The organism is Nocardia sp. NPDC058519 (assembly GCF_042719755.1).
Lineage (GTDB): Bacteria > Actinomycetota > Actinomycetes > Mycobacteriales > Mycobacteriaceae > Nocardia.
This window is the reverse complement of sequence record NZ_JBHXNK010000005.1, coordinates 18,119-42,142: the sequence shown is the minus strand read 5'-3', so window position 1 is coordinate 42,142 and position 24,024 is coordinate 18,119. Positions and strand designations below refer to the sequence as shown.

The 24,024-nt window shown below is 67.4% G+C and carries 27 protein-coding genes; 14 read left to right on the top strand and 13 right to left on the bottom strand.

The features are described from left to right. Positions 1-22: 22 nt before the first annotated feature. The 3 genes from ACFWPK_RS07770 (at position 23) to ACFWPK_RS07760 (ending at position 2,547) form a co-directional block, all read left to right on the top strand. A complete protein-coding gene (locus ACFWPK_RS07770; RefSeq protein ID WP_378913793.1) occupies positions 23-475 on the top strand; it encodes a MarR family winged helix-turn-helix transcriptional regulator in 453 nt (150 codons plus the stop codon). A gap of 16 nt (positions 476-491) precedes the next feature. After that, positions 492-1,712, top strand: coding sequence for an MFS transporter (locus ACFWPK_RS07765; protein ID WP_378913792.1), 1,221 nt, complete (start codon positions 492-494; stop codon positions 1,710-1,712). Positions 1,713-1,797: 85 nt separating this feature from the next. Further along, on the top strand, positions 1,798-2,547 hold the full coding sequence (locus tag ACFWPK_RS07760; protein WP_378913791.1) for a DUF427 domain-containing protein: 750 nt from the start codon (positions 1,798-1,800) through the stop codon (positions 2,545-2,547). Here the strand turns inward: ACFWPK_RS07760 and ACFWPK_RS07755 are convergent, their stop codons facing one another. Further along, on the bottom strand, positions 2,548-2,970 hold the full coding sequence (locus ACFWPK_RS07755; protein ID WP_378913790.1) for a hypothetical protein: 423 nt from the start codon (positions 2,968-2,970) through the stop codon (positions 2,548-2,550). Between the two features lie 2 nt (positions 2,971-2,972). Further along, on the bottom strand, positions 2,973-4,148 hold the full coding sequence (locus tag ACFWPK_RS07750; RefSeq protein ID WP_378913789.1) for a Rieske 2Fe-2S domain-containing protein: 1,176 nt from the start codon (positions 4,146-4,148) through the stop codon (positions 2,973-2,975). Positions 4,149-4,342: 194 nt separating this feature from the next. Here ACFWPK_RS07750 and hsaA point away from each other — a divergent pair, with 194 nt between their 5' ends. The 4 genes from hsaA to hsaB are packed head-to-tail and all read left to right on the top strand — an operon-like array spanning position 4,343 to position 7,876. Beyond that, positions 4,343-5,506 (top strand): 3-hydroxy-9,10-secoandrosta-1,3,5(10)-triene-9,17-dione monooxygenase oxygenase subunit, encoded by a 1,164-nt coding sequence (gene hsaA / locus ACFWPK_RS07745; protein ID WP_378913788.1) that lies wholly within the window; start codon positions 4,343-4,345, stop codon positions 5,504-5,506. Between the two features lie 3 nt (positions 5,507-5,509). After that, complete coding sequence (gene hsaD, locus ACFWPK_RS07740) at positions 5,510-6,382, top strand: 4,5:9,10-diseco-3-hydroxy-5,9,17-trioxoandrosta-1(10),2-diene-4-oate hydrolase (RefSeq protein WP_378913787.1); 873 nt, start codon at positions 5,510-5,512, stop codon at positions 6,380-6,382. Further along, the gene (gene hsaC / locus ACFWPK_RS07735; protein WP_378913786.1) at positions 6,379-7,284 is read left to right on the top strand and encodes an iron-dependent extradiol dioxygenase HsaC; all 906 of its coding nucleotides are present in this window, start codon (positions 6,379-6,381) and stop codon (positions 7,282-7,284) included. The genes hsaD and hsaC overlap by 4 nt, the downstream gene beginning before the upstream one ends. Before the next feature lie 16 nt (positions 7,285-7,300). Further along, a complete protein-coding gene (gene hsaB, locus ACFWPK_RS07730) occupies positions 7,301-7,876 on the top strand; it encodes a 3-hydroxy-9,10-secoandrosta-1,3,5(10)-triene-9,17-dione monooxygenase reductase subunit (protein WP_378913785.1) in 576 nt (191 codons plus the stop codon). 64 nt (positions 7,877-7,940) lie between these two features. On the opposite strand, the gene ACFWPK_RS07725 is transcribed toward hsaB, so the two are convergent. Beyond that, the gene (locus ACFWPK_RS07725; protein WP_378913784.1) at positions 7,941-9,143 is read right to left on the bottom strand and encodes a saccharopine dehydrogenase family protein; all 1,203 of its coding nucleotides are present in this window, start codon (positions 9,141-9,143) and stop codon (positions 7,941-7,943) included. A 31-nt stretch (positions 9,144-9,174) separates the two neighbouring features. Here ACFWPK_RS07725 and ACFWPK_RS07720 point away from each other — a divergent pair, with 31 nt between their 5' ends. Further along, positions 9,175-9,774, top strand: coding sequence for a TetR/AcrR family transcriptional regulator (locus tag ACFWPK_RS07720; RefSeq protein ID WP_378913783.1), 600 nt, complete (start codon positions 9,175-9,177; stop codon positions 9,772-9,774). A gap of 59 nt (positions 9,775-9,833) precedes the next feature. Further along, a complete protein-coding gene (locus ACFWPK_RS07715) occupies positions 9,834-10,220 on the top strand; it encodes a YdeI family protein (RefSeq protein ID WP_378913782.1) in 387 nt (128 codons plus the stop codon). Here ACFWPK_RS07715 and ACFWPK_RS07710 read toward each other — a convergent pair. From ACFWPK_RS07710 to kstD, 3 genes are all read right to left on the bottom strand, one after another. Next, positions 10,207-10,866: a GNAT family N-acetyltransferase gene (locus tag ACFWPK_RS07710; RefSeq protein ID WP_378914046.1), complete on the bottom strand. Its 660-nt coding sequence runs from the start codon at positions 10,864-10,866 to the stop codon at positions 10,207-10,209. The genes ACFWPK_RS07715 and ACFWPK_RS07710 overlap by 14 nt on opposite strands. A 283-nt stretch (positions 10,867-11,149) precedes the next feature. Then, positions 11,150-12,010: a MaoC/PaaZ C-terminal domain-containing protein gene (locus ACFWPK_RS07705; protein ID WP_378913781.1), complete on the bottom strand. Its 861-nt coding sequence runs from the start codon at positions 12,008-12,010 to the stop codon at positions 11,150-11,152. A 99-nt stretch (positions 12,011-12,109) separates the two neighbouring features. Further along, positions 12,110-13,804 carry a 3-oxosteroid 1-dehydrogenase gene (kstD, locus tag ACFWPK_RS07700; protein WP_378913780.1) on the bottom strand — a complete coding sequence of 565 codons (1,695 nt, stop codon included), beginning with the start codon at positions 13,802-13,804 and terminating at the stop codon, positions 12,110-12,112. 181 nt (positions 13,805-13,985) lie between these two features. On the opposite strand from kstD, the gene ACFWPK_RS07695 reads away from it, so the two are divergent. The 3 genes from ACFWPK_RS07695 to dmpG are packed head-to-tail and all read left to right on the top strand — an operon-like array spanning position 13,986 to position 16,771. Continuing rightward, entirely contained in the window at positions 13,986-14,771 is a 786-nt protein-coding gene (locus ACFWPK_RS07695) for a 2-keto-4-pentenoate hydratase (RefSeq protein WP_378913779.1), read from the top strand. A 24-nt stretch (positions 14,772-14,795) separates the two neighbouring features. Further along, the gene (locus ACFWPK_RS07690; RefSeq protein WP_194825625.1) at positions 14,796-15,701 is read left to right on the top strand and encodes an acetaldehyde dehydrogenase (acetylating); all 906 of its coding nucleotides are present in this window, start codon (positions 14,796-14,798) and stop codon (positions 15,699-15,701) included. Positions 15,702-15,715: 14 nt separating this feature from the next. Further along, positions 15,716-16,771, top strand: coding sequence for a 4-hydroxy-2-oxovalerate aldolase (dmpG, locus tag ACFWPK_RS07685; protein ID WP_378870087.1), 1,056 nt, complete (start codon positions 15,716-15,718; stop codon positions 16,769-16,771). Positions 16,772-16,834: 63 nt separating this feature from the next. Here the strand turns inward: dmpG and ACFWPK_RS07680 are convergent, their stop codons facing one another. Then, positions 16,835-17,593 carry an SDR family oxidoreductase gene (locus ACFWPK_RS07680; RefSeq protein WP_378913778.1) on the bottom strand — a complete coding sequence of 253 codons (759 nt, stop codon included), beginning with the start codon at positions 17,591-17,593 and terminating at the stop codon, positions 16,835-16,837. A gap of 71 nt (positions 17,594-17,664) precedes the next feature. Here ACFWPK_RS07680 and ACFWPK_RS07675 point away from each other — a divergent pair, with 71 nt between their 5' ends. Beyond that, positions 17,665-18,018 (top strand): winged helix-turn-helix transcriptional regulator, encoded by a 354-nt coding sequence (locus ACFWPK_RS07675; RefSeq protein WP_378913777.1) that lies wholly within the window; start codon positions 17,665-17,667, stop codon positions 18,016-18,018. Positions 18,019-18,028: 10 nt separating this feature from the next. Here the strand turns inward: ACFWPK_RS07675 and ACFWPK_RS07670 are convergent, their stop codons facing one another. Continuing rightward, a complete protein-coding gene (locus ACFWPK_RS07670; RefSeq protein ID WP_378913776.1) occupies positions 18,029-18,694 on the bottom strand; it encodes a TetR/AcrR family transcriptional regulator in 666 nt (221 codons plus the stop codon). 103 nt (positions 18,695-18,797) lie between these two features. Between ACFWPK_RS07670 and ACFWPK_RS07665 the strand changes: the two genes are divergently transcribed. Next, positions 18,798-19,709 carry an SDR family NAD(P)-dependent oxidoreductase gene (locus ACFWPK_RS07665; RefSeq protein ID WP_378913775.1) on the top strand — a complete coding sequence of 304 codons (912 nt, stop codon included), beginning with the start codon at positions 18,798-18,800 and terminating at the stop codon, positions 19,707-19,709. Here the strand turns inward: ACFWPK_RS07665 and ACFWPK_RS07660 are convergent. The 5 genes from ACFWPK_RS07660 to ACFWPK_RS07640 form a co-directional block, all read right to left on the bottom strand. Then, positions 19,706-20,161 carry a hypothetical protein gene (locus tag ACFWPK_RS07660; protein WP_378913774.1) on the bottom strand — a complete coding sequence of 152 codons (456 nt, stop codon included), beginning with the start codon at positions 20,159-20,161 and terminating at the stop codon, positions 19,706-19,708. The two genes, ACFWPK_RS07665 and ACFWPK_RS07660, sit on opposite strands and share 4 nt — an antisense overlap. Beyond that, entirely contained in the window at positions 20,158-21,432 is a 1,275-nt protein-coding gene (locus tag ACFWPK_RS07655; protein ID WP_378913773.1) for a DUF58 domain-containing protein, read from the bottom strand. Before ACFWPK_RS07655 ends, ACFWPK_RS07660 begins: the two co-directional genes overlap by 4 nt. Continuing rightward, the gene (locus ACFWPK_RS07650) at positions 21,429-22,391 is read right to left on the bottom strand and encodes a MoxR family ATPase (RefSeq protein ID WP_056818940.1); all 963 of its coding nucleotides are present in this window, start codon (positions 22,389-22,391) and stop codon (positions 21,429-21,431) included. The genes ACFWPK_RS07655 and ACFWPK_RS07650 overlap by 4 nt, the downstream gene beginning before the upstream one ends. 17 nt (positions 22,392-22,408) lie before the next feature. Continuing rightward, positions 22,409-22,903, bottom strand: a complete 495-nt coding sequence (locus tag ACFWPK_RS07645) for a hypothetical protein (RefSeq protein WP_378913772.1) — start codon at positions 22,901-22,903, stop codon at positions 22,409-22,411. Positions 22,904-22,973: 70 nt separating this feature from the next. Beyond that, complete coding sequence (locus ACFWPK_RS07640; RefSeq protein ID WP_378913771.1) at positions 22,974-23,903, bottom strand: DUF4129 domain-containing protein; 930 nt, start codon at positions 23,901-23,903, stop codon at positions 22,974-22,976. Between the last annotated feature and the right edge of the window lie 121 nt (positions 23,904-24,024).

Here is a 24,024-nt window from a genome sequence, read left to right as displayed (position 1 = left end):
AGCTTATGTAATATTACCCCTCGTGAAGCAGACACAGCAGCCATCCGCGGACGACATCGTGGTCGACCTGTTGGTCACTGCTGGTCGGCTCACCCGACTGGCCGGGGCGATCAGCAACGACGATCTGCCCCGCGCGGTCCTGCGGGCCCTTGCCGTGCTCGATGAGCACGGTGGTCTGCGGGTCAGCGATTTCGCCCGGATCGACAGATGTTCCCAACCGGCGGCAACGGCGCTGATCGGCCGACTCGTCACCGACGGATTCGCCACCCGCACCAAGGACCCGCACGATTCCCGGGCAGCGCTCGTCGAGCTCACCCCGGCCGGCCGGTCCCGCCTCACCGAGGCCAGGCGCGCGTTCGCCGCCGCCATGGCACCCGGACTCGCCGATTTCGATCTCGATCGGCTGATCCGCCTCGATACCGACATGAACGACCTGCTGACAGCCCTTCGCGCGGTTGCCCGCGGTCATCAGTGATGCAACAGGAGCGCCTATGAACGCCGCGGCCATCTCCCCGTCCGGCCAGCCGAAGGCTGTCTGGGCCGTCGCCTTCGCGAGCGTCATCGCGTTCATGGGCATCGGCCTCGTCGATCCCATTCTCAAGCCGATCGGTGAACAGCTGAACGCGACGCCGTCGCAGGTGTCGCTGCTGTTCACCAGCTACATGGCCGTCACCGGCGTCGCCATGCTGGTCACCGGCGTGATCTCGAGCCGCTTCGGCGCGAAGAAGACGCTGCTGTCGGGGCTGGCGATCATCATCGTGTTCGCCGCGCTGGCAGGCATGTCCGGCAGCATCGGCGAGATCATCGGCTTCCGCGCGGGCTGGGGTCTGGGCAACGCGCTGTTCATCGCGACGGCGCTGGCCACCATCGTCGGCGCGGCCACCGGCGGTGTCGCCAAGGCGATCATCCTCTACGAGGCCGCGCTCGGTATCGGCATCGCGACCGGCCCGCTGCTGGGCGGCGTGCTCGGTGGAATCAGCTGGCGTGGACCGTTCTTCGGGGTTTCGGTGCTGATGGCCGTCGCCTTCATCGCGATCGTCGTGCTCCTGCCCGAGATGCCGAAGGCTGCGCATCCGACCTCGATCACCGCGCCGTTCAAGGCATTGCGGCACAGGGGATTGCTGACCGTCAGCATCACCGCGCTGCTCTACAACTTCGGCTTCTTCACCTTGCTCGCGTTCACCCCGTTCCCGCTGGACATGGGCACCTACGCGATCGGCTTCATCTTCTGCGGCTGGGGCATCCTGCTCGCCGTGTCCTCGGTGTTCCTCGCCCCGAAACTGCAGGCGCGCTTCGGTTCCCTGCCGATGATGGCCCTGTCGCTTGCCCTGTTCGCGATCGACCTTGCGGTGATGGGGATGTTCACCGAGCACAAGATCGTGCTGATCGTCGGCGTCGTGATCGCGGGTGCGTTCCTCGGCGTGAACAACACGCTGATCACCGAGGCCGTGATGATCTCGGCGCCGGTCGAGCGGTCGACCGCGTCGGCGGCCTACAGCTTCGTCCGGTTCGGTGGCGGTGCGGCCGCGCCCTGGGTGGCGGGCAAGCTCGGCGAGCACAATATGTCGCTGCCGTTCTGGCTCGGCGCGGTCTGCACGGCCGCCGCGGTCGCGGTTCTGTTCATCGGCCGCGACGCGCTCGCCCACATCGACGACCACGACCCCGCCCCGCACTCCGTCGAGGAAGCACAGGCCATCACCGTCGGCGATTGAACTCTATTTTCGGAGCGCTGGCGCGCTCGAGTTCGCGGCCCCGCCGGTCCGGGTTCGGGGTTTGGAATTCGGGTAGCGTTGGTGCATGACCGAGGACCGACGTGGACGTGTCAAGGTTGAGACCGGGCAGAAGCGAGTACGGGTCTATCTGCGCGGGAAACTGGTGGCCGACACCGTGCGGCCGCTGCTGGTCTGGGAAATCCCCTACTACCCGACCTACTACGTGCCGCTCACCGATGTGCACGCCGATCTCGATCCGAACGGGATCACCGAGCACTCCCCCAGCCGCGGCGAGGCGACGGGCTACGACGTGGCGGTCGAGGGCCTGCGGGCCGACGGTGCGGCACTGCGCTATCTCGACTCGCCACTGTCGGAGCTGAAAGACGCTGTGCGACTGGATATCGCCGCGTTCGACTGGTTCGAGGAAGACGAGCAGATCTTCGTCCATCCGCGCGATCCGTATTCGCGCGTCGACATTCTCGGCAGCTCACGGAACGTGCGGGTGGAGATCGACGGGGTCACCGTCGCGGACTCGCAATCGCCGCGCATTCTGTTCGAAACCGGTCTGCCCGCACGGTATTACCTGCCGCTGACCGATGTCAGGATGGATCTGCTCACCCCGTCGGAAACCCACACCAGCTGCCCGTACAAGGGCACCGCCGACTACTGGAATGTGCGCGTCGACGACACCGAACACTCCGACATCGTCTGGATCTATCGCACACCGCTGCCGGAGAGCCAGAAGGTGGCAGGCCTGGCGTGCTTCTACAACGAGAAGGTCGACATCTACCTCGACGGGGTGCTCCAGGATCGCCCGCACACACCGTTCAGCTGACTATTCGCCGACTTCGAGGACACCCTCATCGACGGCCCATTTGATCGACTTCTCCAGTGACGGACACGATTCCGGCCGACCCGGCCGCGCACCGTGTGCGGACATCTGCGCGAAGACCGGGCAGTGCGCGTCGGGGCGTTCGGTCCACTGCACCGAGGTCTGATGCGCGCTCGCCTTGCGAACCAAGACCTGCGCCGAGCACGTCTGGCACCGCAGTGGTGTCAGACCCGTGTCGAGATAATGCTGTTTGTCGACCACGGTTTGCGCCCGCACCGCGGCCTGTCGCGCGGGCTGATCCGCGAAATCAGGCGCTTTGGCCCAGGTCGGGCGAGTCTCCGCACGCTGCGGAGAATCGCCCGACCCCGGTTTCGCCGAAGCGAGCCGCGACGGATCGCCGGACCTTTGCGGCTCGCTTCGACTCATTTTCAGACGCCCGCTTCCTCGGATTCGGCCTTGCGACGCAGATTCTCCGCCACTTCGGCCTCCCATGCCTGATTCGCCTTGGTCGTGTCGACCTCGAATTCGAAGCGCTGGGTCATCTTCTCGGTGACATCGGCGACGTCGACGTAGAACTGGTCGTACCAGCGGCGCAGCTGGTAGACCGGGCCGTCCTCCTCGCAGAGCAGTGGGTTCTCGACCTTGGACTTGTGCTTCCAGATCTCGACGTCCTGCAGGAAGCCGTCGCCGAAGAACTTGGCCATCGTGTCGGCCAGCTTCTTCGCGGCCTCGTCGGGGAGACCCTTGGGCTTCTCGACGCTCAGGCCCCACTGCAGCACGAACGAATCCTGATCGACCGGGTAGTGGCAGTTGATCAGCTGAACTTTGATCTCGTACCCGCTGTAGATGTTCACCAGCGGATTGATCATGTAGGACGGCCCGAAGTAGGACGCCTCCGACTTCAGCAGCGTGTCACCGCCGTGCTTGGCGGCCATGCCGACGTCGGGCCGGCCCTTGGTCTCCAGGAACTGCGTCGCCACATGCCCTTCGAAGACGTTCTTGAAGAACGTCGGGAAGGCGTAGTGGATGTAGAAGAAGTGCGCCATGTCCACGACGTTGTCGATGATCTCGCGACAGTTGGCGCCCTGGATCAGCAACGAGTCCCAGGTCCAGTCGGTCCAGCCGCTGTTGTGGGCCTCGGTCGGATTGCCCTGGTCGTCGGTGTACGGACCCTCGATATACGGGATCGTGACCTCGGCGGGCGGCTCGTTGCCCTCATGATCGTGCCAGATGTAGAGCTGACCGTTGCGCTCGAGCGTGGTCCACTTCCTGGTGCGGGCCAGCGGCGGAACGCGACGCGCGTACGGAATCGCGGTGCACTTTCCGCTGGCGCCCCAGCGCCAATCGTGGAACGGGCAGGCGATGTCGTCGCCCTTCACCGTTCCCATGCTCAGGTCGCCGCCCATATGCCTGCAATAGGCGTCGAGCACGCGGATCTGGTCGTCGGTATCGGTCCACACGACGAGCTTCGTACCGAAGACCTCTACCGCGTGCGGCTTGCCGTCGCGGAACGTCGACGCGAGGCCGACACAGTGCCAGCCGCGCGCGAACCTCGTCGGCGGTGCACCGACATCGAGTTCCCTCACCTTGGGGTTGATCGCCATCCCGAACCCTCCTCGTTCACTAGAACACGTTACAAAACTGAGCCACTTCACGCCAGTTGTCCAGCGAACTTCTCTGTTGACTCCTGTTATATCCGAGGTAGGGCGATCTTCTCGACAGAAACGAGAACCTGTTCTAATCTCAGAGACGAAAAGAACCGGTTGTCGATCCGACAAGGGCAGGAGCGGGCTCCGAAATGACGCAAGAAGTGACCGAACGGGTCGAGGCACTGCTGCCGACGCTGCGTGAGCGCGCGCAGGAGGCCGAGGACCTGCGCCGCATTCCCGAAGAATCCATGAAGGCGCTGCAGGAGACCGGTTTCTTCCGGCTGCTCCAGCCCAAGCAGTGGGGCGGCCACGCCGCCGACCCGGTGGTCTTCTACGACACCGTGCGCAGGATCGCCAGCGCGTGCGGCTCCACCGGCTGGGTGGCGGGCATCATCGGTGTGCACAACTGGCACCTGGCGCTGTTCGATCAGCAGGCCCAGCAGGACGTCTGGGGCGAGGACACCGATGTGCGCATCTCGTCCTCCTACGCGCCGATGGGTGCGGGACAGGCCGTCGACGGTGGCTACATCGTGCGCGGCTCGTGGGCCTGGTCCTCGGGTTCCGACCACGCCACCTGGGCGGTGCTCGGCGGTCCGGTGATCAAGAACGGCAAGCCGGTCGACTTCGGCAGCTTCCTGATCCCCCGCTCGGACTACCGCATCGATGACGTGTGGAACGTCGTGGGCCTGCGTGGTACCGGCTCCAACACCGTCGTGGTCGAGGACGTCTTCGTCCCGTCGCACCGGTTCCTGAGCTTCCGCGCGATGAGCGAGGGCCGCGCGCCGGGCCTCGAGCAGAACACCGACGCGGTGTACAAGATGCCGTGGGGCACCATCCACCCCACCACCATCTCCGCGCCGATCGTCGGCATGGGCTACGGCGCCTACGAGGCGCACGTCGAGCACCAGGGCAAGCGCGTGCGCGCGGCCTTCGCCGGCGAGAACGCCAAGGACGACCCGTTCGCCAAGGTCCGCGTGGCCGAGGCGGCCAGCGATATCGACGCCGCGTGGCGTCAGCTCTCGGGCAATGTCGCCGAGGAGTACGCGTTGCTGCTGGCAGGCGAGGAGGTGCCGTTCGATCTGCGCGTGCGCGCTCGTCGCGACCAGGTGCGCTCGACAGGTCGCGTGATCGCCTCGATCGACAAGCTGTTCGAGTCCTCCGGCGCCACCGCGCTCGCCAACGGCACTCCGCTGCAGCGCTTCTGGCGTGACGCGCACGCCGGGCGGGTGCACGCGGCCAACGATCCCGAGCGCGCCTACGTCATGTACGGCACGCACGAGTTCGGGCTGCCCGTCACCGACGCCATGGTGTAGCCGATGACCCAGACCGCTGAACTCACCTACGAAGCGACCTCTCGCTTCGCGCAGGTCACCCCCGACCTGAAGCTGCACTACCACGAAGCCGGTGTGGGCAACGCGACGACGATCGTGCTGCTGCACGGTGGCGGACCCGGTGCCTCGGCGTGGTCGAACTTCGCCCGCAATATCCCGGTGCTGGCCGAGCACTATCACGTGATCGCGCCCGATCAGCCGGGATACGGCAAGTCCGACAAGCCGATCGACCACCCGCAGTACTTCGTGCACAGCTCGAACGCCTTGCTCGCGCTGCTCGATCATCTGGAGATCACCGACCGGGTGCACCTGCTCGGCAACTCCCTCGGCGGCGGCGCTTCGGTGCGATTCGCCCTCGACCACCCCACCCGCGCGGGCAAGCTCGTGCTGATGGGACCGGGCGGGCTGAGCACCAATCTGTTCGCGCCCGACCCCACCGAGGGCGTGAAGCTGCTCTCGCGGTTCACCTACGAACCGACCAGGGACAACCTGGAGAAGTTCCTGCGGATCATGGTCTTCGACCAGTCGCTGGTGACCGACGAGCTGATCGACGAACGGTTCGCGCTGGCCAGTACCCCCGAGTCGTTGGCCGCGATGAAGGCGATGGGCAAGTCCTTCGCCAGTGCCGACTTCGAGAAGGGCATGCTGTGGCGTGACGCGTACAAACTGCGTCAGCCGGTGCTGCTGATCTGGGGTCGCGAAGATCGGGTGAACCCGCTCGACGGCGCACTCGTGGCCACCAAGGTGATCCCGCGCGTCCAGCTGCACGTGTTCGGTGGCTGTGGGCACTGGGCGCAGCTGGAGAAGTTCGACGAGTTCAACCGGCTCACAGTCGATTTCCTCGGGGAGAAGCAATGAGTATTCGCGCGCTCGGCTACATGCGCATCGAGGCCACCGACATGGCGGCCTGGCGCGAGTACGGCCTCAAGGTGCTCGGCATGATGGAGGGCACCGGGCAGAACCCCGACGCGCTCTACCTGCGCATGGACGATTTCGCCGCGCGACTGGTGATCGTCCCCGGCGAGCAGGACCGGCTGCTGGTCTCGGGCTGGGAGGTCACCGACGCTCCCGGCCTGCAGCAGCTGCGGGAGACCCTGGACAAAGCCGGGGTCGCCTTCACCGAGGGCACCAAGGAAGAGCTCGGTGAGCGCCGCGTCGAGGGCATGATCCGGTTCCAGGATCCGGCCGGGAACACCCTCGAGGCGTTCTACGGCGCGCAGTACCTGGGCCGCCGCTTCGTGAGCCCCTACGGCCACAAGTTCGTCACCGCCGAACAGGGTCTGGGCCACGTGGTTCTCACCTGCACCGACGACGCCGCGGCACAGGCGTTCTACCAGGATGTGCTCGGCTTCCGGCTCCGGGACTCCATGCGGCTGCCGCCGCAGATGGTGGGGCGTCCCGCCGATGGCGACCCGGCGTGGCTGCGCTTCTACGGCTGCAACCCGCGCCACCACGCGCTGGCGTTCCTGCCGCTGCCGAATCCGACCGGCATCGTGCATCTGATGATCGAGGTGGAGAACTCCGACGACGTCGGCCTCTGCCTCGACCGCGCCTACCGCAAGAAGGTGAAGATGTCGGCCACCCTCGGCAGGCACATCAACGACAAGATGCTGTCCTTCTACATGAAGACTCCCGGCGGATTCGATATCGAATTCGGCTGTGAAGGACTGGAAGTCGACGACCACGCCTGGGTCGCCCGCGAATCGACCGCGGTCAGCCTGTGGGGTCACGATTTCACCGTCGGATTTCGGCAGCAGTAGAGCAGGGGCGAAGGACATGACAGAGCAAATACCGGCGATCGACGGCCGGCAGTTCCGCACCGTGCTCGGGCAGTTCTGCACCGGCATCACGGTGATCACCGCACTCGACCCCGACGGCGCGCCGATCGGGTTCGCCTGCCAGTCCTTCGCCGCCCTCTCCCTCGACCCGCCGCTGGTGCTGTTCTGCCCCACCAAGGGCTCGCGCTCGTGGGCGGCGATCGAGGCGGCGGGCAAGTTCTGCGTGAACGTTCTCTCCGAGGAACAGCAGCCGGTCTGCGCGCGCTTCGGTTCGCGTGAGCCCGACAAGTTCGCCGGTGTGGGCTGGCGGAAATCCGAACTCGGTGTGCCGGTGCTCGACGATTCGCTGGCCACCATCGAGTGCACCGTCGACTCCGTCGTCGACGGCGGCGATCACTACATTGTCATCGGCCGGGTCCACGCCCTCGCGGAATCGGCCGCTACCGGCGGCCGTCCGCTGCTGTTCTACCGCGGCCAATACACCGGCATCGAGCCGGACAAGACCACTCCGGCCCCCTGGCGCGCCGACCTGGACCACTTCCTCACCACCACCAGCCTCGACACCTGGCTGTGAATCGAGCGGCCTGAGCAGGCTGTGAGGAGCATGTGCCGACGCCACGGGAGACCTGGGCGTCGGCTCATTTCGTCGTGAGCAATGCGGTCAACAGCGCGGACGACAGTGCTGCGGTGTTGTCTTCCTCGGTGGCCCAGCTTCGGGTGGTGACCGTCATCGCGGCGGGGCTCGGCGCGCCGAGACAGTGCGGGGCGAACGCGGCGAAGAACTCGTGGGGATCGAGCAGGGTCTCCGGAGTGTGGACGCCGGGGTTCCGCGACCCCGACAGCGCCGCGACCGCCAACGGCACGCCGGTGTTGTCGGCCATGGTGAGGCCGGGGACCTGGCACAGTGCCGTGGCGGCGGTCGCGGCGACACCCTCGCGAAGGCCGGTCGCGATGGCGAACAGGGGTGGCAGACCACCGGCCGTGATCAGTTTCGCCGGATCGGCGGGCAGGAGTCGTTCGACGCGGGCGGCCAGTCCTGCCGCCTGATCGAGTGTCAGCAGGCGAGCGCCCATGGCCCAGCGCAGGGCCAGCAGCGCGGCCGAAGTCGAGCGGTCGCCGACGACCACGGTGGTCGCGTCGCGGAGTTCGGGGAAGGCTCGCGAGACGGTGATCGCTTCCGGGTGGCCGAAGCTGCGGCCTTCGCCGGTGCCGAGTCCCGGATAGTCGATGCGCATCCGTTCCAGCGCCGGCCGCTGGGTGCGCACGCCATCGCGGATGACCGGGATGTCACCGGCGATCTGCAGCATGCCGTGCACCACGGCAGCGGTCGCGCATTGACCTGCCGGTTCGGTATGGGCGGAGTGAATGTTCCAGCCGGTGACCACGGAATCGACCCGGTCGAGTTCCGAGCCTGCCAGCACGGCGAGCAGATTGGCGATGCCGGGGCTCGCGCCCATGCCGACCAGTGCTGTCACGCCTGCCGCGCGCGCCTGCGCGTCCAGTTCCAGCATGTCCATGGTCGGCTGCGGATCGTCGCAGATGTCGATGTAATCGCAGTGCGCGGCGATCGCCGCGGCCAGGATCGGCGGCCCGAAGCGGAAGTACGGGCCGACGGTGTTCACGACGAGATCGGCCTCGCGCAATGCCGCGGTCAACGATGGACCGTCGGTGACATCGAGGCGGCGGCCCCTGGCCTTGGCCCCCAGCTCCGCGGCGACCGCGTGGGCCGCCGACTCGTCCCGATCGGCGATCGTCAGCGCGGTCACCCTGCTGTCGCCGTGGAGCACCCGCGCCGCGGCGCGCCCCATTTCCCCTGCCCCACCCAGTGCCACAACTCGCATCATTGCCTCCCCATCGAATATATTTACTAACATGACAGTAAATAAAGTCGGCCGCCCGAGCAAGGCCAAAGAACGGATCGCCCAGATCCTGCGGGCGGCGCGTTCGGTCGTCGCCGCCGAGGGCTTCGCCAACACGACGCTGTCGCGGGTGGCTGCGGCGGCAGGTGTCCAGCGCACCCTGGTCCTGCACTATTTCGGTAGCCGGGACGGGCTCATGCAGGCCTTCATCACCGATGCCGTCGCCGAGTACGGTGACGCGCTCGTGCGCCTCGGCGCCGACGAGCCGATCGAGCACCGGGTGACCCGGATGTTCGAGCCGGGCGCCTACGCGAATCGCGACGACCTGGTGGTGTGGTCCGAATTGGTCGCCCTCGCGGCCAGGGAACCTGTTGTCCGCCAACGGCTCACCGAACTCTGGACCGATCGCTGGCTACCCGGCCTCGAGCAGCAGCTCGGCACCGCGTACCCCGCGGCGACGGCGGAGCGGGTGGCCGCGACCGCGTATGCCCTTGCCTGCCTGTTCGAAGCCCACTGGGCCTTCCACCTGCAAGGGGTGGACAGCCCCGGCCGCGCCGATCAAGCGAAACAGGCCGCTCATACCCTGCTGGCCGCACTCGACGGCAAGGCGTAAGAACAACTGCCGGTAAAACTGCTCATTTGGTGAGCACTTTGACGGCCAGGATGGTTCTCATGAACCAGAGCATCGAATTCATCACCTGCGCCGATTCGGCCGAATGGGAGGCCTGGCTGGCGGCCAACCATGCCGACGCGAGCGAGGTCTGGGTGCGGATCGCCAAGAAGGGCGCGCCGGATCCCTCGGTGACGATCACCGAAACCCTCGACGGCGCACTCTGCTACGGCTGGATCGACAGCCACCGGCGCAGCCTCGATGCCGATCACTACCTGCAGCGCTATTCGCCGCGGCGGGCGCGCAGCCCGTGGTCGCAGATCAATGTCGCGAAGGCCGAAGCCCTCATCGCGGCCGGGCGGATGCGACCCGCGGGATACGCGGCGATCGATGCCGCCGTGGCCGACGGGCGCTGGCGCGGGTCGTCAACGCCTGTCAGACCTCTTTGACCAGGACCGCGCGGGTGTAGAGGAGCGAGAAGCCGCGGCCCTGAGCGTTCTGCTGTGACTTCGAGCCGGGCGCGGTGGTGATCACGGCGAGGTCGCACCCCGCTGCCACCGCATCGGTCAAGCGAGCGGACAGGAGCGCGGTTTGCACACCCTGCCTGCGATGCTCGGGCGCGGTCGCGGCGCCCGCGAGAGCCGCGATGCCACTCCCGGTCCGCATGCTCGCACCGCCGGCGGGCTGCCCATCGCGATACGCGAGATAGCAGCGAGTCTCGTTGGCGGATGCCATATCTCGCATCACCGCGGCGATCGCCTCGCGCGAGAACTCCTCATGCGACGGCACATCCTCGTCATCGGGATGGGCGAACCCGCCGACTACGACATCGAGCCAGGTATCGAATGCGTCGGCGTCCGCACGGCGAACCTCGACCTGCGCCGGAGCGGCCCAGCTACGCCCCGCCAACTCCATCCCGAGCACATTCTCGAACGACAGCAACCGATACCCCCGCCCGGTCAGCTCCGCCGCGATCCGCGGATCGGCCAGGTGCGCGATCTCGACCTGTACCGGCACACCCACCTCCGCGTACGCGGCCTCGATCGCCTCCCACTCCCCTGCCGAAGGCGCCCCGCCGAACCCGATCCCCACCACTTTGTTCAACGGCGATCCCACCTCCGCGAAACACGCCGCCCCGCCGGCAACCGGCCGAACGAACCCCCCACCACCTCGCGCCCGCCCCACCGCGCAGGCCCCCACCATCGCATCGACCTCCGACCGCTCGATCCGAGCAGCCAGCGCGACCCCACAGAACAACGACTCCGAGCCTTCACCCATGTACTACTTATATCGGCCCTGTCCAGCGAGTTTCCGCACGCACCAAGTCATCAGGGCATGGTCCCTCTCGGCACCATGCCCTGATGATCAGTGGTTCGGATCAGACGATTCGCAACGCGACGTCGCCGAGGACCGGGGCATCGTCTCGCTCGACCACGGTGACGACCGCGATCAGCTCGTCGCCCTGGCGCCAGACCTTGGTGCGCAGGGTCTCACCCGGGTAGAGCACGCCCGCGAACTTGGCCCGGAAGCCGCCGACCCGGCTCGCGTCGCTGTCGAGCAGGGCGTCGGTGATGGCCTTGCACACCATGCCGTAGGTGCACAGTCCGTGCAGGATCGGGGCGGGAAAGCCTGCGCCACGGGCGAATTCGGGATCCGAGTGCAGGGGGTTGAGGTCGCCCGACAGGCGGTACAGGAGGGCCTGCTGGGGCAACGTCGGGGTGAGCAGCTCCGCGTCGGGCGCGCGATCGGGCAGTTCGGTTCGGGTACTCGGGCCGCGCTCGCCGCCGAAGCCGCCTTCCCCCTTGGCGAAGATGGAGGACCGCACCGTCCACAGCGGTTCACCGTCGGACCCGGTGACGGTGTGCTCCTGCACGATCACCGCATTGGCGCCCTTGTCCCAGATCTCGGCGATCCGGCCGCCCCAGACCGCCTTGCCCGCGGCCGGAATCGGCTTGTGCACCACCACTTCCTGGTGCCCGTGCACCACCTTGGCCAGGTCGATCTCGATGCCGGGGAAACTCACCCTCGGCGGCTCGGTCGCGCCGAGGGTCGGCGCCACCGCCGCGAACGTCGGCAGCACCTGGGGTTCGCGATCGTCGAGGTAGGCCAGCTCGGCCGGATCGGTCGGGCGCGCGCCCGCGCCGAGACCCAGGTGATAGAGCTGCACGTCGGTGGGCGTCCAACTGAACTCGCGCGCGGGCAGAGTCGCGCCGAGCGCGGTCGCTAGATCAATGGGCACGGTTTTACTCCTGTGGGTGTCGGGCCGTGTCGTCCGCAGACCCGGTCGTGGTGACGTCGAGCACGGCGAGATAGCCGAGGGTGATCGTCGGGCTGACGCTCATGCGTTCGCCTTCGCCGAGTCGGTCGTCTTCCTGGCGACGATGTCGAGGACCGCCAGGTAGGCGAAGGTGATCGCGGGGCCGATGGTGGCGCCGGGGCCAGCGTAGGTGTGGCCCATCACCGGCGAGCTGGAGTTGCCCGCCGCGTAGAGGCCGTCGATGACGGAATCGTCCTCGCGCAGCACCCGTCCGGCCGTGTCGGTGACGAGGCCGCCCTTGGTGCCGAGGTCGCCGGGCACCATCTTCGCCGCGTAGAAGGGGCCCTGCGACAGCTCGGCCAGGCACGGATTCGGCTTCACGGTCGGGTCGCCGTAGTAGCGGTCGTAGTGGCTGTTGCCGCGCCCGAAGTCATCGTCCTTGCCGGTGGCGGCGAAGCCGTTGAAGCGCTCGACCGTCGAGGTCAGGTTCTCGACGGGCACGCCGATGCGCTCGGCCAGCTCCGCGATCGAGTCGGCCTTGACGATGTAGTCGTTCTCCAGCCAGCGCGACGGAAAGCGCTGTCCCGGTTGCAGGCCCGCGAAGATGTAGCGGTTGCGGTAGCGCTGATCGAACACCAGCCAGGACGGCACGTTCTCGCCGGGGCCGGGGCCCTGACCGTACTCACCGCCGTACATGGTGTGCACCGCCTCGACATAGGGCGCCGACTCGTTGCCGAACCGCTCACCCCGGTCGTTGACCATGATGGTGCCGGGCAGGTTGCGCTCGGCCAGCGCGAACCAGGGCTTGCCGCCCTTGAAGATCGTCGGACCCCACCAGGCGTCCTCCATGAACCCGACCGTCGCTCCCACTGCCATACCCGCGACGATGCCATCGCCGGTGTTGGCCGCGGCACCGGTTGTCCACTCAGTGGTTATCGGCTGCCGCTGGTACTTCGCCCGCATGTCGGCATTGTGTTCGAACCCGCCGGCGCCGAGCACCACGCCGTAGCGCGCGGTGAAGGTGACCGGTTCGCCGTCGACGGTGGCCTTGACCCCGGTGACCTTGCCGTCGGTTACCACCAGATCGGTGAGTGGGGTGTTGAGCAGCACCGGCACGCCCGCGTCGAGCAGGCCCTTGCGCATGGCGGCGATGATGGCCTGCCCCATGCCGAGCAGATGTTTGCCGGTCCACTTGGCCAGGTAGGTGCGCGCGCCGACGCGCAGCGCCCGCATCGCGCCCTTGGGATGACGGCGGATCAGGTTGAGCCGCACGAAGTCGGCCTGCATGACGACCACGTTCAGCGGCGCCTTGGCGTAGGGCGGTTCCAGATTGACCAGTTCCGCGCCGAGCACCTTGCCGTTGAACGGCGTCGGCTCGCACGAACGTCCCTGACCGAGCCCGCCCGGCGCCTCCGGGTAGTAGTCGGAGTAGCCGGGAACCCACTTCATCTTCAGCGGGGTGTGGTCGAGGACGAAGTCGAACGCCTCGGCGCCGCGATCGAGGTAGGTGTCGATCTTCTCGGCGCGCACCACGTCGCCGATGATGCTGTGCAGGTAGGTGCGCGCGTCCTCGCGGTCGTCGGGGCGTCCGGACGCGAGCAACGCCTTGTTGCCCGGAATCCAGACGCCACCGCCGGATCGGGCCGTCGACCCGCCGTAGTGCGCGGCCTTCTCCAGCAGCACAACGCTCAGTCCCTTGTGCGCCGCCGCGAGGGCGGCGGTCATCCCGGCGGCGCCGCTACCGACGACCACGACATCGTATTCCCGATCACTCATGTAGAACACGTTATAGAAGGGTCCGGTCATTGGACAGATAAAAGTTGAACTCGGTAGAACATGTTGCAGAAATCACCAGATGTAGCGTTGTATTGTCAGGTGAACGGCTGATGCTGAACTGGAAAACCGGTTACAGTTTTGGCGTCTAGATCCTTCCGACCGTGCTGCCAAGGAGGTCCGCGTGCTGCCTGACGCGGTACGAACTCAACTCGCCGACGAACTCGCCCGCGCCGAAGACGACCGGGTCGCCGTGCCGCCGCTCGTCGACCGGTTCCCCGATATCGATGTGGTCGACGCCTACGAGATCCAGCTGCTCAACATCCAGCGCAGGCTCCGGTCCGGCGCGAAGGTCGTCGGGCACAAGGTGGGGCTGTCGTCGAAGGCGATGCAGGAGATGATGGGCGTCGACGAGCCCGACTACGGTCACCTGCTCGCCGACATGGAGGTCTACGAAGACGTCCCCGTCGACACCTCGAAGTTCCTGCTGCCGCGCGTGGAGGTCGAGGTCGGGTTCGTGCTCGGCGCCGACCTGCCCGGCGAGGACTGCACCGAGGCCGACGTGCTGGCCGCGACCGTCGCGTACGCGCCCTCGATCGAACTCATCGACTCGCGCATCAACGACTGGAAGATCGGCCTGACCGACACCATCGCCGACAACGCCTCCTCGGCTGGGTGGGTGCTCGGCAAAGAACGCGTCGCACCCGGCGACATCGACATCAAGGCCATCGACGCCGTGCTCACCCGTAACGGCGAGGTCATCGCCGAGGGCCGCAGCGACGCGGTGCTGGGCGATCCGGTGATCGCCGTCGCGTGGCTGGCGCGCAAGGTCGCGACCTTCGGCGTGCGGTTGAAGAAGGGAGACATCGTGCTGCCCGGTTCCTGCACTCGCGCCATCGATGCCCGCCCCGGTGACGACTTCCTCGCCGAGTTCTCCGGACTCGGTTCCGTCCGTTTGCGTTTCAGCTGAACCAGACTTCCCAAGGAGTACACCGTGACCAGCAAAGTCACCGCCGCGATCGTGGGGTCCGGCAACATCAGCACCGATCTGCTCTACAAGCTGCTGCGCTCGGACAAGATCGAGCCGCGCTGGATGATCGGCATCGACCCTGATTCGGAGGGGCTGAAGCGGGCGAGCGGGCTGGGTCTGGAAACCTCCGCCGAGGGCGCGGACTGGCTGCTCGCCCTCGACGAGAAGCCGGATCTGCTGTTCGAGGCCACCTCCGCCTACGTGCACCGCGCGTACGCGCCGAAATACGAGGCCGCGGGTATCCGCGCCGTCGACCTCACCCCCGCCGCGGTCGGCCCGGCCGTGATCCCCCCGGTGAACCTGGATTCGCTGCGCGACGCGGCGAACGTCAACATGATCACCTGCGGTGGTCAGGCCACGATTCCGATGGTCAACGCCGTCTCGCGGGTTGTCCCGGTGTCCTACGCCGAGATCGTGGCCTCGGTGTCCTCGGTGTCGGCCGGTCCGGGTACCCGCGCGAACATCGACGAGTTCACCAAGACCACCTCCAAGGGTGTGGAGACCATCGGTGGCGCCGAACGCGGTAAGGCCATCATCATCCTGAACCCGGCCGAGCCGCCGATGATCATGCGCGACACCATCTTCTGCGCCATCCCCGAGGATGCCGATCGCGACGCGATCTCCGAGTCGATCTTCCGGATGGAGAAGTCCATCCAGGAGTACGTGCCCGGCTACCGGCTGCTCAACGACCCGCAGTTCGACGAACCGTCGCTGGTATCCGGCGGCTTGGCGAAAGTGTCGATCTTCGTCGAGGTCGAGGGCGCGGGCGACTTCCTGCCGCCGTACGCGGGCAACCTCGACATCATGACGGCCGCGGCCACCAAGGTCGGCGATGTGCTGGCCGATCAAATCCTCTCGGCTCGGGCGTAAGGGAGAACTCAACTATGAGCAATGTGCGCAAGCCCTACTCGGGCGAACTCGATGTGCGCGTCACCGATACCTCGCTGCGCGACGGCTCGCATCACAAGCGTCATCAGTTCACCGTGACCGAGGTTCGCGACATCGTCGGCGCGCTCGACGCGTCCGGTGTCCCGGTCATCGAGGTCACCCACGGTGACGGCCTGGCCGGGTCCTCGTTCAACTACGGGTTCTCCAAGACCCCGGAGCAGGAACTGATCAAAGCCGCCGCGGAGACCGCCAAGCAGGCCAAGATCGCCTTCCTCATGCTGCCCGGCGTCGGCGTCAAGGAAGACATCAAGATCTCCCAGGACAACGGCGCGTCCATCTGCCGCATCGCCACCCACTGCACCGAAGCCGATGTGTCCATTCAGCACTTCGGCTACGCGCGGGATCTGGGCCTGGAGACCGTCGGCTTCCTGATGATGGCGCACAGCACCACCCCGGAGCTGCTGGCCGAGCAGGCGCGCATCATGGCCGACGCGGGCTGCCAGTGCGTGTACGTCGTCGACTCGGCGGGCGCGCTTGTGCTGGAACAGGTTTCGGACCGCGTTTCGGCCCTGGTCGCCGAACTCGGCGACGACGCCCAGGTCGGCTTCCACGGCCACGAGAACCTCGGCCTCGCCGTGGCGAACTCGGTCTACGCCGTGCGCGCGGGCGCCACCCAGATCGACGGCTCGGCTCGCCGCTTCGGCGCGGGCGCGGGCAATCTGCCGGTCGAAGCCTTCATCGGCGTCTGCGACAAGCTCGGCGTCAAGACCGGCGTGGACTTCTTCGCCGTCACCGATGCCGCCGAGGACGTGGTCCGCCCGGCCATGCCGTCGGAATGCCTGCTCGACCGTCAGGCGCTGATGATGGGCTACGCGGGTGTCTACTCCAGCTTCCTGCGTCATGCCGAACGCCAGGCCGAACGCTACGGTGTCTCCGCCGCCGAAATGCTCGTCCGCGCGGGTAAGCGCAAGCTCGTCGGCGGCCAGGAAGACCAGCTCATCGATATCGCCCTGGAACTCCAGCGCGAAGCTTCGGTCACCGCCTCTGCCTGATGCGGACCCTCCTGACGGCGTGACCCCCGGGTCACGCCGTTCGGCGTTGGCGGGTCCACATGGTTACCGCGTGAGCGCACCGGCGGCGAGATAGTCGTCTCCGCCGACGAAGTATGTGTGCCCGTCGGCGACCGCTTCGGTGCCTGCCCGAACGATCACGCGCGCGAAGTCCTCGACCGTGGGCAACGGGCCCGCCGCACGGCGGGATTCGACACTGCCAGGGTCACGCCGTTCCAGCAGGCGGACGATGATCGTCCCGTCGATCATGTCGCCGGACACCACCGTGAAACCGACTCCGCGCTCGCGGAATTCGGGAATCAGCGCCCGCAGCGCATCCTCGCCGGCCCGCTTGCTCCGTGCTATCGGCGTGTAACCCTGTGGCACGTTGTCGTTTTCGTGGATGAAGTGCGCCTGATGGCTGGTAACGATCACGATCCGGCCACCCTCTGACATCAGCGGCAGCATCGCTGTCGCCAGGTTCACCTGCGCATCCCGATTGAGTCGGAGTGCGTACCCGGGATCGGCACCCCGCTCGAGTCCGCCGGACGCGTTGAGCACCAAGGTATCCAGCCGCCCGAACGTCCGGCCGACCTCCTCGACCATCGTCGCGACAGCCGCCGGATCGGAAACATCGGCACCGAGCACCGAGGCGCTCCCGCCCGCCGCCACGATCCCGTCGACGACATCCTGCGCCCGCTTACGCTTCTCCCGGAAGTTCACGACGACATGCGCCCCCGCCGCCCCGAACTGCGCGGCGGCCTCCGCCCCGATGCCCCGCGAGGCCCCGGTCACCAACACGATTCGCTGAACTGTCGAATCCATCGTCGATCTCCTCGTCCATACCCCGAACGGCCATAACGCTTCTGATTCAGAAGCAACTATCGTGCTTCTGAATGAGAAGCGCAACCGGCGACGGCGCCGAACCCTCCCAAGCGATCGTGGCCGCGATCGACCTACTCGGCCAACGCTGGATGCTGCGCGTCATCTGGGAACTGGAACCGGGCCCCCTCGGCTTCCTCGACATCCGTAGGCGCATGGGCAATTGCTCGTCGAGCATGCTCTCCGACCGGCTACAGCAGCTCCAGTCCGCAGCGCTGATCCGCAAGAACGGTCCGCGTGGCGCCTACGAGCTCACCACCGAAGGCGCGCTTCTCGCCGAATCCCTCCAGCCGCTGTGGGACTGGTCCGAACAGTGGACCCCCACCGGCGACGGCAACGGACGAATCCCCTGGCGGCCCGAGCGCTAGCAGGCCAGGTTCAGGCGCGCGGCAGCACGCCGACGAGCGCCGCGGTGAAGGAGTACCGGAGGGCGTCGCGCAGCTCCATGTTGTACACGCCGAGGGCGGGCTCGTCCGCGTAGGCGGCGAGGACGCTGGGCGGCGGCGGGACGTAGGCCGACATGGCACCCGCCGAGAGCAGGCTCATCAGACAGAACAGCTGTGCGCCGTCGCCGAGCTCCGGCAGGTGACGGCGCACGAGATCGGCCATGGCCGCGAGCCTCGCGAGGGAGGAACGCTTGTGCTGCTTGACCACCTCGACCGAGATATTGCGCTCGAGGACACCACCCTGCGCGCCGAAGAGATCGCAGAGCACCACCTGCTCCGCCAGCGACCGGCTCAGGATCTCGGCCAGCTGACCCGCCCGCACCTCCGGCGCCGCCTGCGCCTCGACGCCCGCGGCCAGTTCGTCCGCCAGCTCGGCGAGCCACCTTCCCAGGAAGACGTCCTGTAGTTCGAGCAGCACCGCCTCGCGCGACTCGAAGTACCGCAGGACGTTCGACTTGGCCAGGCCCACCCGCCGGCTGAGCTCGTTGAGGGTCACCTCGGCCACGGGCATCTCGTCGAGCATCGACGCCGCCGTGTCAAGGATCGCCCGGCGGCGGATCTCGCGCTGCTCCTCGCTGCGTGCCCGCTGAAAACTCACGCCTTCACCCTAGCTTAAAGACCGCCGGTCCCTTGACAGAAGACCATCGGTCTCTTAGATTAGGTTTCATAAGAGACCGATGGTTCTTAATAAGGAGTACGTCATGAGCGGCAACTGGACCGAGCAGAACATCCCCGACCAGCACGGCAGGGTGGCGATCGTGACCGGCGCCAACACCGGGCTGGGCTTCGAGACCGCACGGATGCTCGCCGAACGAGGGGCGGCGGTGGTTCTGGCGGTCCGCGATATCGAGAAGGGCAAGCAAGCAGCCGCCCGCATCACCGGCGACGTCACCGTCCAGGCCCTCGACCTGACCTCGCTGGACTCGATCCGGTCCGCGGCGGCCGACCTGCGCGCCGCCCACCCGCGCATCGACCTCCTCGTCAACAACGCGGGTGTGATGTACACCCCGCGGCAGACCACCGCCGACGGCTTCGAAATGCAGTTCGGCACCAACCATCTCGGCCACTTCGCCTTCACCGGCCTGCTGCTGGACCGGCTCCTGCCCGTCCCCGGCTCCCGCGTCGTGACGGTCAGCAGCACCGGCCACCGCATCCGGGCCGCCATCCACTTCGACGACCTGCAGTGGGAGCGCTCGTACAGCCGCGTCTCCGCCTACGGCCAGTCCAAGCTCGCCAACCTGATGTTCACCTACGAACTGCAGCGCAAGCTCGCATCGCACGGCACCACCGTCGCGGTCGCCGCCCACCCCGGCGTCTCCAACACCGAACTCATGCGCAATACGCCGGCCGCGCTCCGCCTGCCCGTCACCTGGCTCGCGCCACTGGTCACCCAGAATGCCGCGATGGGCGCCCTGCCCACCGTGCGCGCCGCCACCGACCCGGCCGTCACCGGCGGGCAGTACTACGGCCCCGGCGACCGCTGGGAGTTGCGCGGGTATCCCAAGCTGGTCACCTCCAGCTCCGACTCGCACGACCGAGCGGCACAGCAGCGCCTGTGGACCGTCTCCGAGGAACTCACCGGCGTGACTTTCCCCCTGGGCCGCGACAGCTAGTCCGCGTCGATGCGGATCTCTTCGACGGTCGGACCCTTGGCCGAGAGGCCGCTCACCAGCAGGGCGTAGATCGCGACGATGAGGATGGGGGCGGCCAGCGGGGCCCAGATCAGTTCGACGGGGACCCAGGCCGCGGTGGCGGCGGCGATGGTGAACAGCACCGCGCCGCCGACCGAGGGGATCGTGGTGGGAACTACGCCTTCGGGAGCGTGCAGGACGGCGGCGTTGAGCAGGTAGGTGGTCGCGACCAAACCCGTTGCTGCCGCGGCTATTACGCCGACATCGGAGACGGCAAGGGCGGCGATGGCGATCAGGACCGCGCCGACCGAGGCCGGACGCCACCACCAGCTCGCCATCACCAGCGCCAGCGCGGGCACTCCGGCGATGGGGTTGATCAGCGCGATCGCGGCGACCAGGAGCAGGCCTGCCAGCAGGGCAAGGAATCTCGTCATCGGCGTACCCGTACTGCTCGGCGGTGTTCGGGAAGCAGGCGCATGGCCTGGTCGAGGCGGGTGCCTTCGGGCCAGGCGATGATGTCGACGCCGACGGTGCCCATGTCCCGATACATCGAGGCGCGTTCGAGCTGCCACATCTTGGCCATGGTCGGATCGAGGCCGTCCTCGAAGGGAGTGCCACGCAGGACGTCGACCGCGACGACCACGTGTCCGCGTTTGCGCAGGTCGATCAGGGCCAGTGCGAACTGGGTGTCGAGCAGCGTGGAGAAGGCGACCACGATCGCACCGATCGGGACGGCGGCGTGGGGCGCGAGGGTGCCGGTGGTCTCGACGTGTTCGTCACCGACGCCGAGGACGGTGTCGACGATGCGATAGAACTGCCTGCGGCCGATATCGGGGCGCAGCCAGCGGGGCGATTCACCCAGGCACACCACGGCGGTGCGGTCGCCCGATTGCAGGGTCGACTGCACCACCTGGGCCGCGCCGCGCACCGAGAGTTCCAGCGAGGCGCTGGCCGGGCCGGGTGCTTGCAGGGAGGTGTCGACCATGACCACCACGTCGGCGGAGCGGTTGGTGAACCGCTGGGTGACGTAGAGCCTGCCGCGCCGCGCACTCACCGGCCAGTTGACGGCGCGCAATTGATCGCCCGGCGTGTAGGCGCGGATGTCGGCGTATTCGACGCCGGGACCGTGGCGGCGGGTCAGGTGGGTGCCGATGCGGTCGGGAAGTTCTGTGCGCGGCAAACGCATTCGCTGTGGATCGGCGATGGGATAGACGTAGAGTTTGGCCGCGGGCAGCTCGGTGGTCGCGACCGCGAGACCTGCCGGGCTCAGCGCGGACACCTTGACCTGCACCGGATAACGTCCCCAGCGGGTGGCCGATAGCCCGAGCCGCAGGCCGGCGGGCGCACCGCCGGAATCGTGGGATTCCTCGACCTCGAGCTCGAGGCCGGGCATCGGCAGGGCCGTCATCCGCAGCAGCGCGTGCCCGCTTTCCACGAAAGCGGCAGCGCTGCAACCGATCACCTCGTTCTCGAAACAGCGAACGGTGCCGCTGCCGTCGACCTGGACTCTGGTCGGCGCCTGCTGCCACGGTGCGGTGGCGAGCACCCCGAGCATCGGGGCCGCGAAGACGACCAGCTGCCACTGCCCGAGCAGCACCGCGACGACCAGTGCCGCTGCCGCGCACCCGGCCAGGATGAACACCAGCGGGGCGGGCCGCCACCGGAGGTCGACCTCGACCGTTCTGGATTCGTCGCGATGCTTCATGTGCTCGTGGCGCGGGGCACCGGTAGCCGGCGGAGTAGTTCGGTGATGACGTCCTCACCGCGAATGCGGCGGACCCACATCTCGGGGCGCAGGGTGATGCGATGCGACATCGCCGCGACCGCCAGCGCTTTCACGTCTTCGGGGATCACGTAGTCGCGGCCGAGCAGCAGGGCCCTGGCCCGTGACATCTGCACCAGATCGAGTTCGGCACGCGGGCTGGCACCGACCTCCACCTGGGGATGGCTGCGGGTAGCCGAGGCCAGCGCGACGACATAGCTCACCACGTCGGGATGCACGGTGACGAATTCGACCGACTGACGCATCTCCATCAGCCCCTGCGCGTCGACGACCTGGCCCACTTGTGGTGCGGTGGAACCACGTTCGAGCCTGCGCCGGATCATCTGGGTCTCGTCGGCCTCGGAGAGGTAGCCCAGCCGCAGCTGGATGGCGAAGCGGTCGAGCTGGGCCTCCGGCAGCGGGTAGGTGCCCTCGTACTCGATCGGGTTGTCGGTGGCCAGCACGACGAAAGGCTGTGGGAGCAGGAAGGTTTCACCGTCGATGCTCACCTGGCCCTCGGCCATGGCCTCCAGCAGGGCGGCCTGGGTCTTGGGCGGGGTGCGGTTGATCTCGTCGGCGAGCAGCACATTGGTGAACACCGGACCGCGACGGAAGTTGAACCGGCCCGACGCCATGTCATAGATCGTGGAACCCAGCAGGTCGGCGGGCAGTAGATCCGGCGTGAACTGCACGCGGGTGAAGTCGAGTCCGAGCGCGGCCGCGAAAGACCGCGCGATCAGGGTCTTTCCGAGGCCCGGCAGGTCCTCGATGAGTACATGCCCTCCGGCCAGCACGGCAATCATGATGAGCTGCATCTCATCCCGCTTGCCGACCACGACACGGCCCAGCTCACGCAGTACGGCATCGGAGCGCTGGACGGTCACGTTCAACGGCATTGTCATCGGTGGCCTCTAACCCCTCACATCGTCTGCAAACGGCGCAGGATCTCATCCAGCGCCTCTCTACCCGGTGCGCGACCGGTTTGATCGCGCAGCGCGGAGTTCGCCGGATCCACCCAGCGCCACAGTTCGGGTCCGAACTGCAGCTGACCGGCGGCCTCGGTGGCCCGGCGATTCTTGGAAACCCTCAGCCCGGTGGACAACTCGAACTCTTTGGCGAGCAACGGCCGCAGGTGGCGGTCCCAGTCGGCACGAGTGCCGTCGGCGCGCGCGGTGAGCATCTCGGCGCGCGCGTGCCAGCGTCCGAGCATCTCCGCCGGTCCGTTGTCGATGTACTCGGTGAGCGGTTCCTCGCGGATCACGCGGTGGCGCAGCGACCAGACCAGCATCGCGAGCGCCGCGGCCACCGGAACGGCGACAGCGAGCAGCACCGAGTCACGATTGAGCCGCACCAACACCACTTCGATCACAGCGACCGCGAGCACGGCCGTGACAATCACCGAAGTCCGATTCACGCGGTGCCCCCCTGGCATGCTCGGGCGCCCTGCGTGGTCACGCAAGCTACCGCCTCCGGGCGCTGACCGCTCATGCCGTCACCAGCCTGCGCTGCAGATCAGTCAGCACGATCCGCAGCAGTTGTTCGGCGCGCATACGCTGCCATTCGAGCATCGAGTGCGGGCTGAACCGCGCCTCCTCGAACAGCGCGACCAGCTCACGGGCCGAAGCATCGTGCAGCACACCGCTTTCGAAGGCACGGGCGAGCACTTCCATCGGGGTGTCGGAGGCCAGCGGGCGGGCGGCGCGGTCGCTGGACAGGCCGCGCTCCATCGCCGCATAACAGGCGATGATGGCGGTGCGCGGGTCCTGACCGGGGGCGTTCATCGCGGCGAGGCCCATTTCGGCGGCGCGCGTGAGGGAATCGACTTCGCTGGAACTCGGTTCGTCCTCGATGGCGGCGACGGGGGCCGGTTCACGGCGCGCGGCCACAGCGACGACGACCAGCCCGACCAGGGCGACCACGATCAGCACGATGGCCAGAATCGCCGCGATCACCAGGGCGGTGCCGGTGAGTTCAGTAGGTCCGGTGGTGGGGTCGGCGGCATGGGTGTCGGTCGTCGGCACGGGGCCGGAACCCTCGGACAGCGTTTCGGCGGCCGGGCGCATGGGGCGGGCACCGGGCAGCAGGAACAGCGCGGTGACACCACCGGCGAAGATCAGCGCGATCCCGGCCACGGCGACCGGGATCAGCAGCGCCATCCTGCGCCACTGGATACGCGGCATGGCGTCGCGTTCGGCTTCCGGCATCGCCAGCGGCAGCCGATGCTGGCTGGCGATCACGCCCGCGACCAGGATGACGATCGAGACCAGCAGCAGAACCGGCATCACGGCGACGAGCAGCGGCGAAGGAGCGCCGGTCGAGTTCGGCCCGGCGCCGGGCAGACTGCCCTGCAACGCGATCGTCGCGGCGACGACCAGTGCGATCACGACAATCGCCCGCGTAATGGGCTGATTCACCCCGATCACAGCTGTACCACCAAACCCCAGAGATGCACAAAACAGCCACATAGTTACATGCCGAGTGGTCCGCTCGAGAGCAAATCGATACTTTGGACCGCTCTCCTCTTATTGTCCCCCT

What these genes read in the sequence shown, in the direction of transcription:
- ACFWPK_RS07765 (WP_378913792.1), top strand. Translation starts at nt 492, where the DNA reads ATGAACGCCGCGGCCATCTCCCCGTCCGGCCAGCCGAAGGCTGTCTGG.
- ACFWPK_RS07760 (WP_378913791.1), top strand. Translation starts at nt 1,798, where the DNA reads ATGACCGAGGACCGACGTGGACGTGTCAAGGTTGAGACCGGGCAGAAG.
- ACFWPK_RS07755 (WP_378913790.1), bottom strand. Translation starts at nt 2,970, where the DNA reads ATGAGTCGAAGCGAGCCGCAAAGGTCCGGCGATCCGTCGCGGCTCGCT.
- ACFWPK_RS07750 (WP_378913789.1), bottom strand. Translation starts at nt 4,148, where the DNA reads ATGGCGATCAACCCCAAGGTGAGGGAACTCGATGTCGGTGCACCGCCG.
- hsaA (WP_378913788.1), top strand. Translation starts at nt 4,343, where the DNA reads ATGACGCAAGAAGTGACCGAACGGGTCGAGGCACTGCTGCCGACGCTG.
- hsaD (WP_378913787.1), top strand. Translation starts at nt 5,510, where the DNA reads ATGACCCAGACCGCTGAACTCACCTACGAAGCGACCTCTCGCTTCGCG.
- hsaC (WP_378913786.1), top strand. Translation starts at nt 6,379, where the DNA reads ATGAGTATTCGCGCGCTCGGCTACATGCGCATCGAGGCCACCGACATG.
- hsaB (WP_378913785.1), top strand. Translation starts at nt 7,301, where the DNA reads ATGACAGAGCAAATACCGGCGATCGACGGCCGGCAGTTCCGCACCGTG.
- ACFWPK_RS07725 (WP_378913784.1), bottom strand. Translation starts at nt 9,143, where the DNA reads ATGCGAGTTGTGGCACTGGGTGGGGCAGGGGAAATGGGGCGCGCCGCG.
- ACFWPK_RS07720 (WP_378913783.1), top strand. Translation starts at nt 9,175, where the DNA reads ATGACAGTAAATAAAGTCGGCCGCCCGAGCAAGGCCAAAGAACGGATC.
- ACFWPK_RS07715 (WP_378913782.1), top strand. Translation starts at nt 9,834, where the DNA reads ATGAACCAGAGCATCGAATTCATCACCTGCGCCGATTCGGCCGAATGG.
- kstD (WP_378913780.1), bottom strand. Translation starts at nt 13,804, where the DNA reads ATGAGTGATCGGGAATACGATGTCGTGGTCGTCGGTAGCGGCGCCGCC.
- dmpG (WP_378870087.1), top strand. Translation starts at nt 15,716, where the DNA reads ATGAGCAATGTGCGCAAGCCCTACTCGGGCGAACTCGATGTGCGCGTC.
- ACFWPK_RS07680 (WP_378913778.1), bottom strand. Translation starts at nt 17,593, where the DNA reads ATGGATTCGACAGTTCAGCGAATCGTGTTGGTGACCGGGGCCTCGCGG.
- ACFWPK_RS07675 (WP_378913777.1), top strand. Translation starts at nt 17,665, where the DNA reads ATGAGAAGCGCAACCGGCGACGGCGCCGAACCCTCCCAAGCGATCGTG.
- ACFWPK_RS07665 (WP_378913775.1), top strand. Translation starts at nt 18,798, where the DNA reads ATGAGCGGCAACTGGACCGAGCAGAACATCCCCGACCAGCACGGCAGG.
- ACFWPK_RS07660 (WP_378913774.1), bottom strand. Translation starts at nt 20,161, where the DNA reads ATGACGAGATTCCTTGCCCTGCTGGCAGGCCTGCTCCTGGTCGCCGCG.
- ACFWPK_RS07655 (WP_378913773.1), bottom strand. Translation starts at nt 21,432, where the DNA reads ATGAAGCATCGCGACGAATCCAGAACGGTCGAGGTCGACCTCCGGTGG.
- ACFWPK_RS07650 (WP_056818940.1), bottom strand. Translation starts at nt 22,391, where the DNA reads ATGACAATGCCGTTGAACGTGACCGTCCAGCGCTCCGATGCCGTACTG.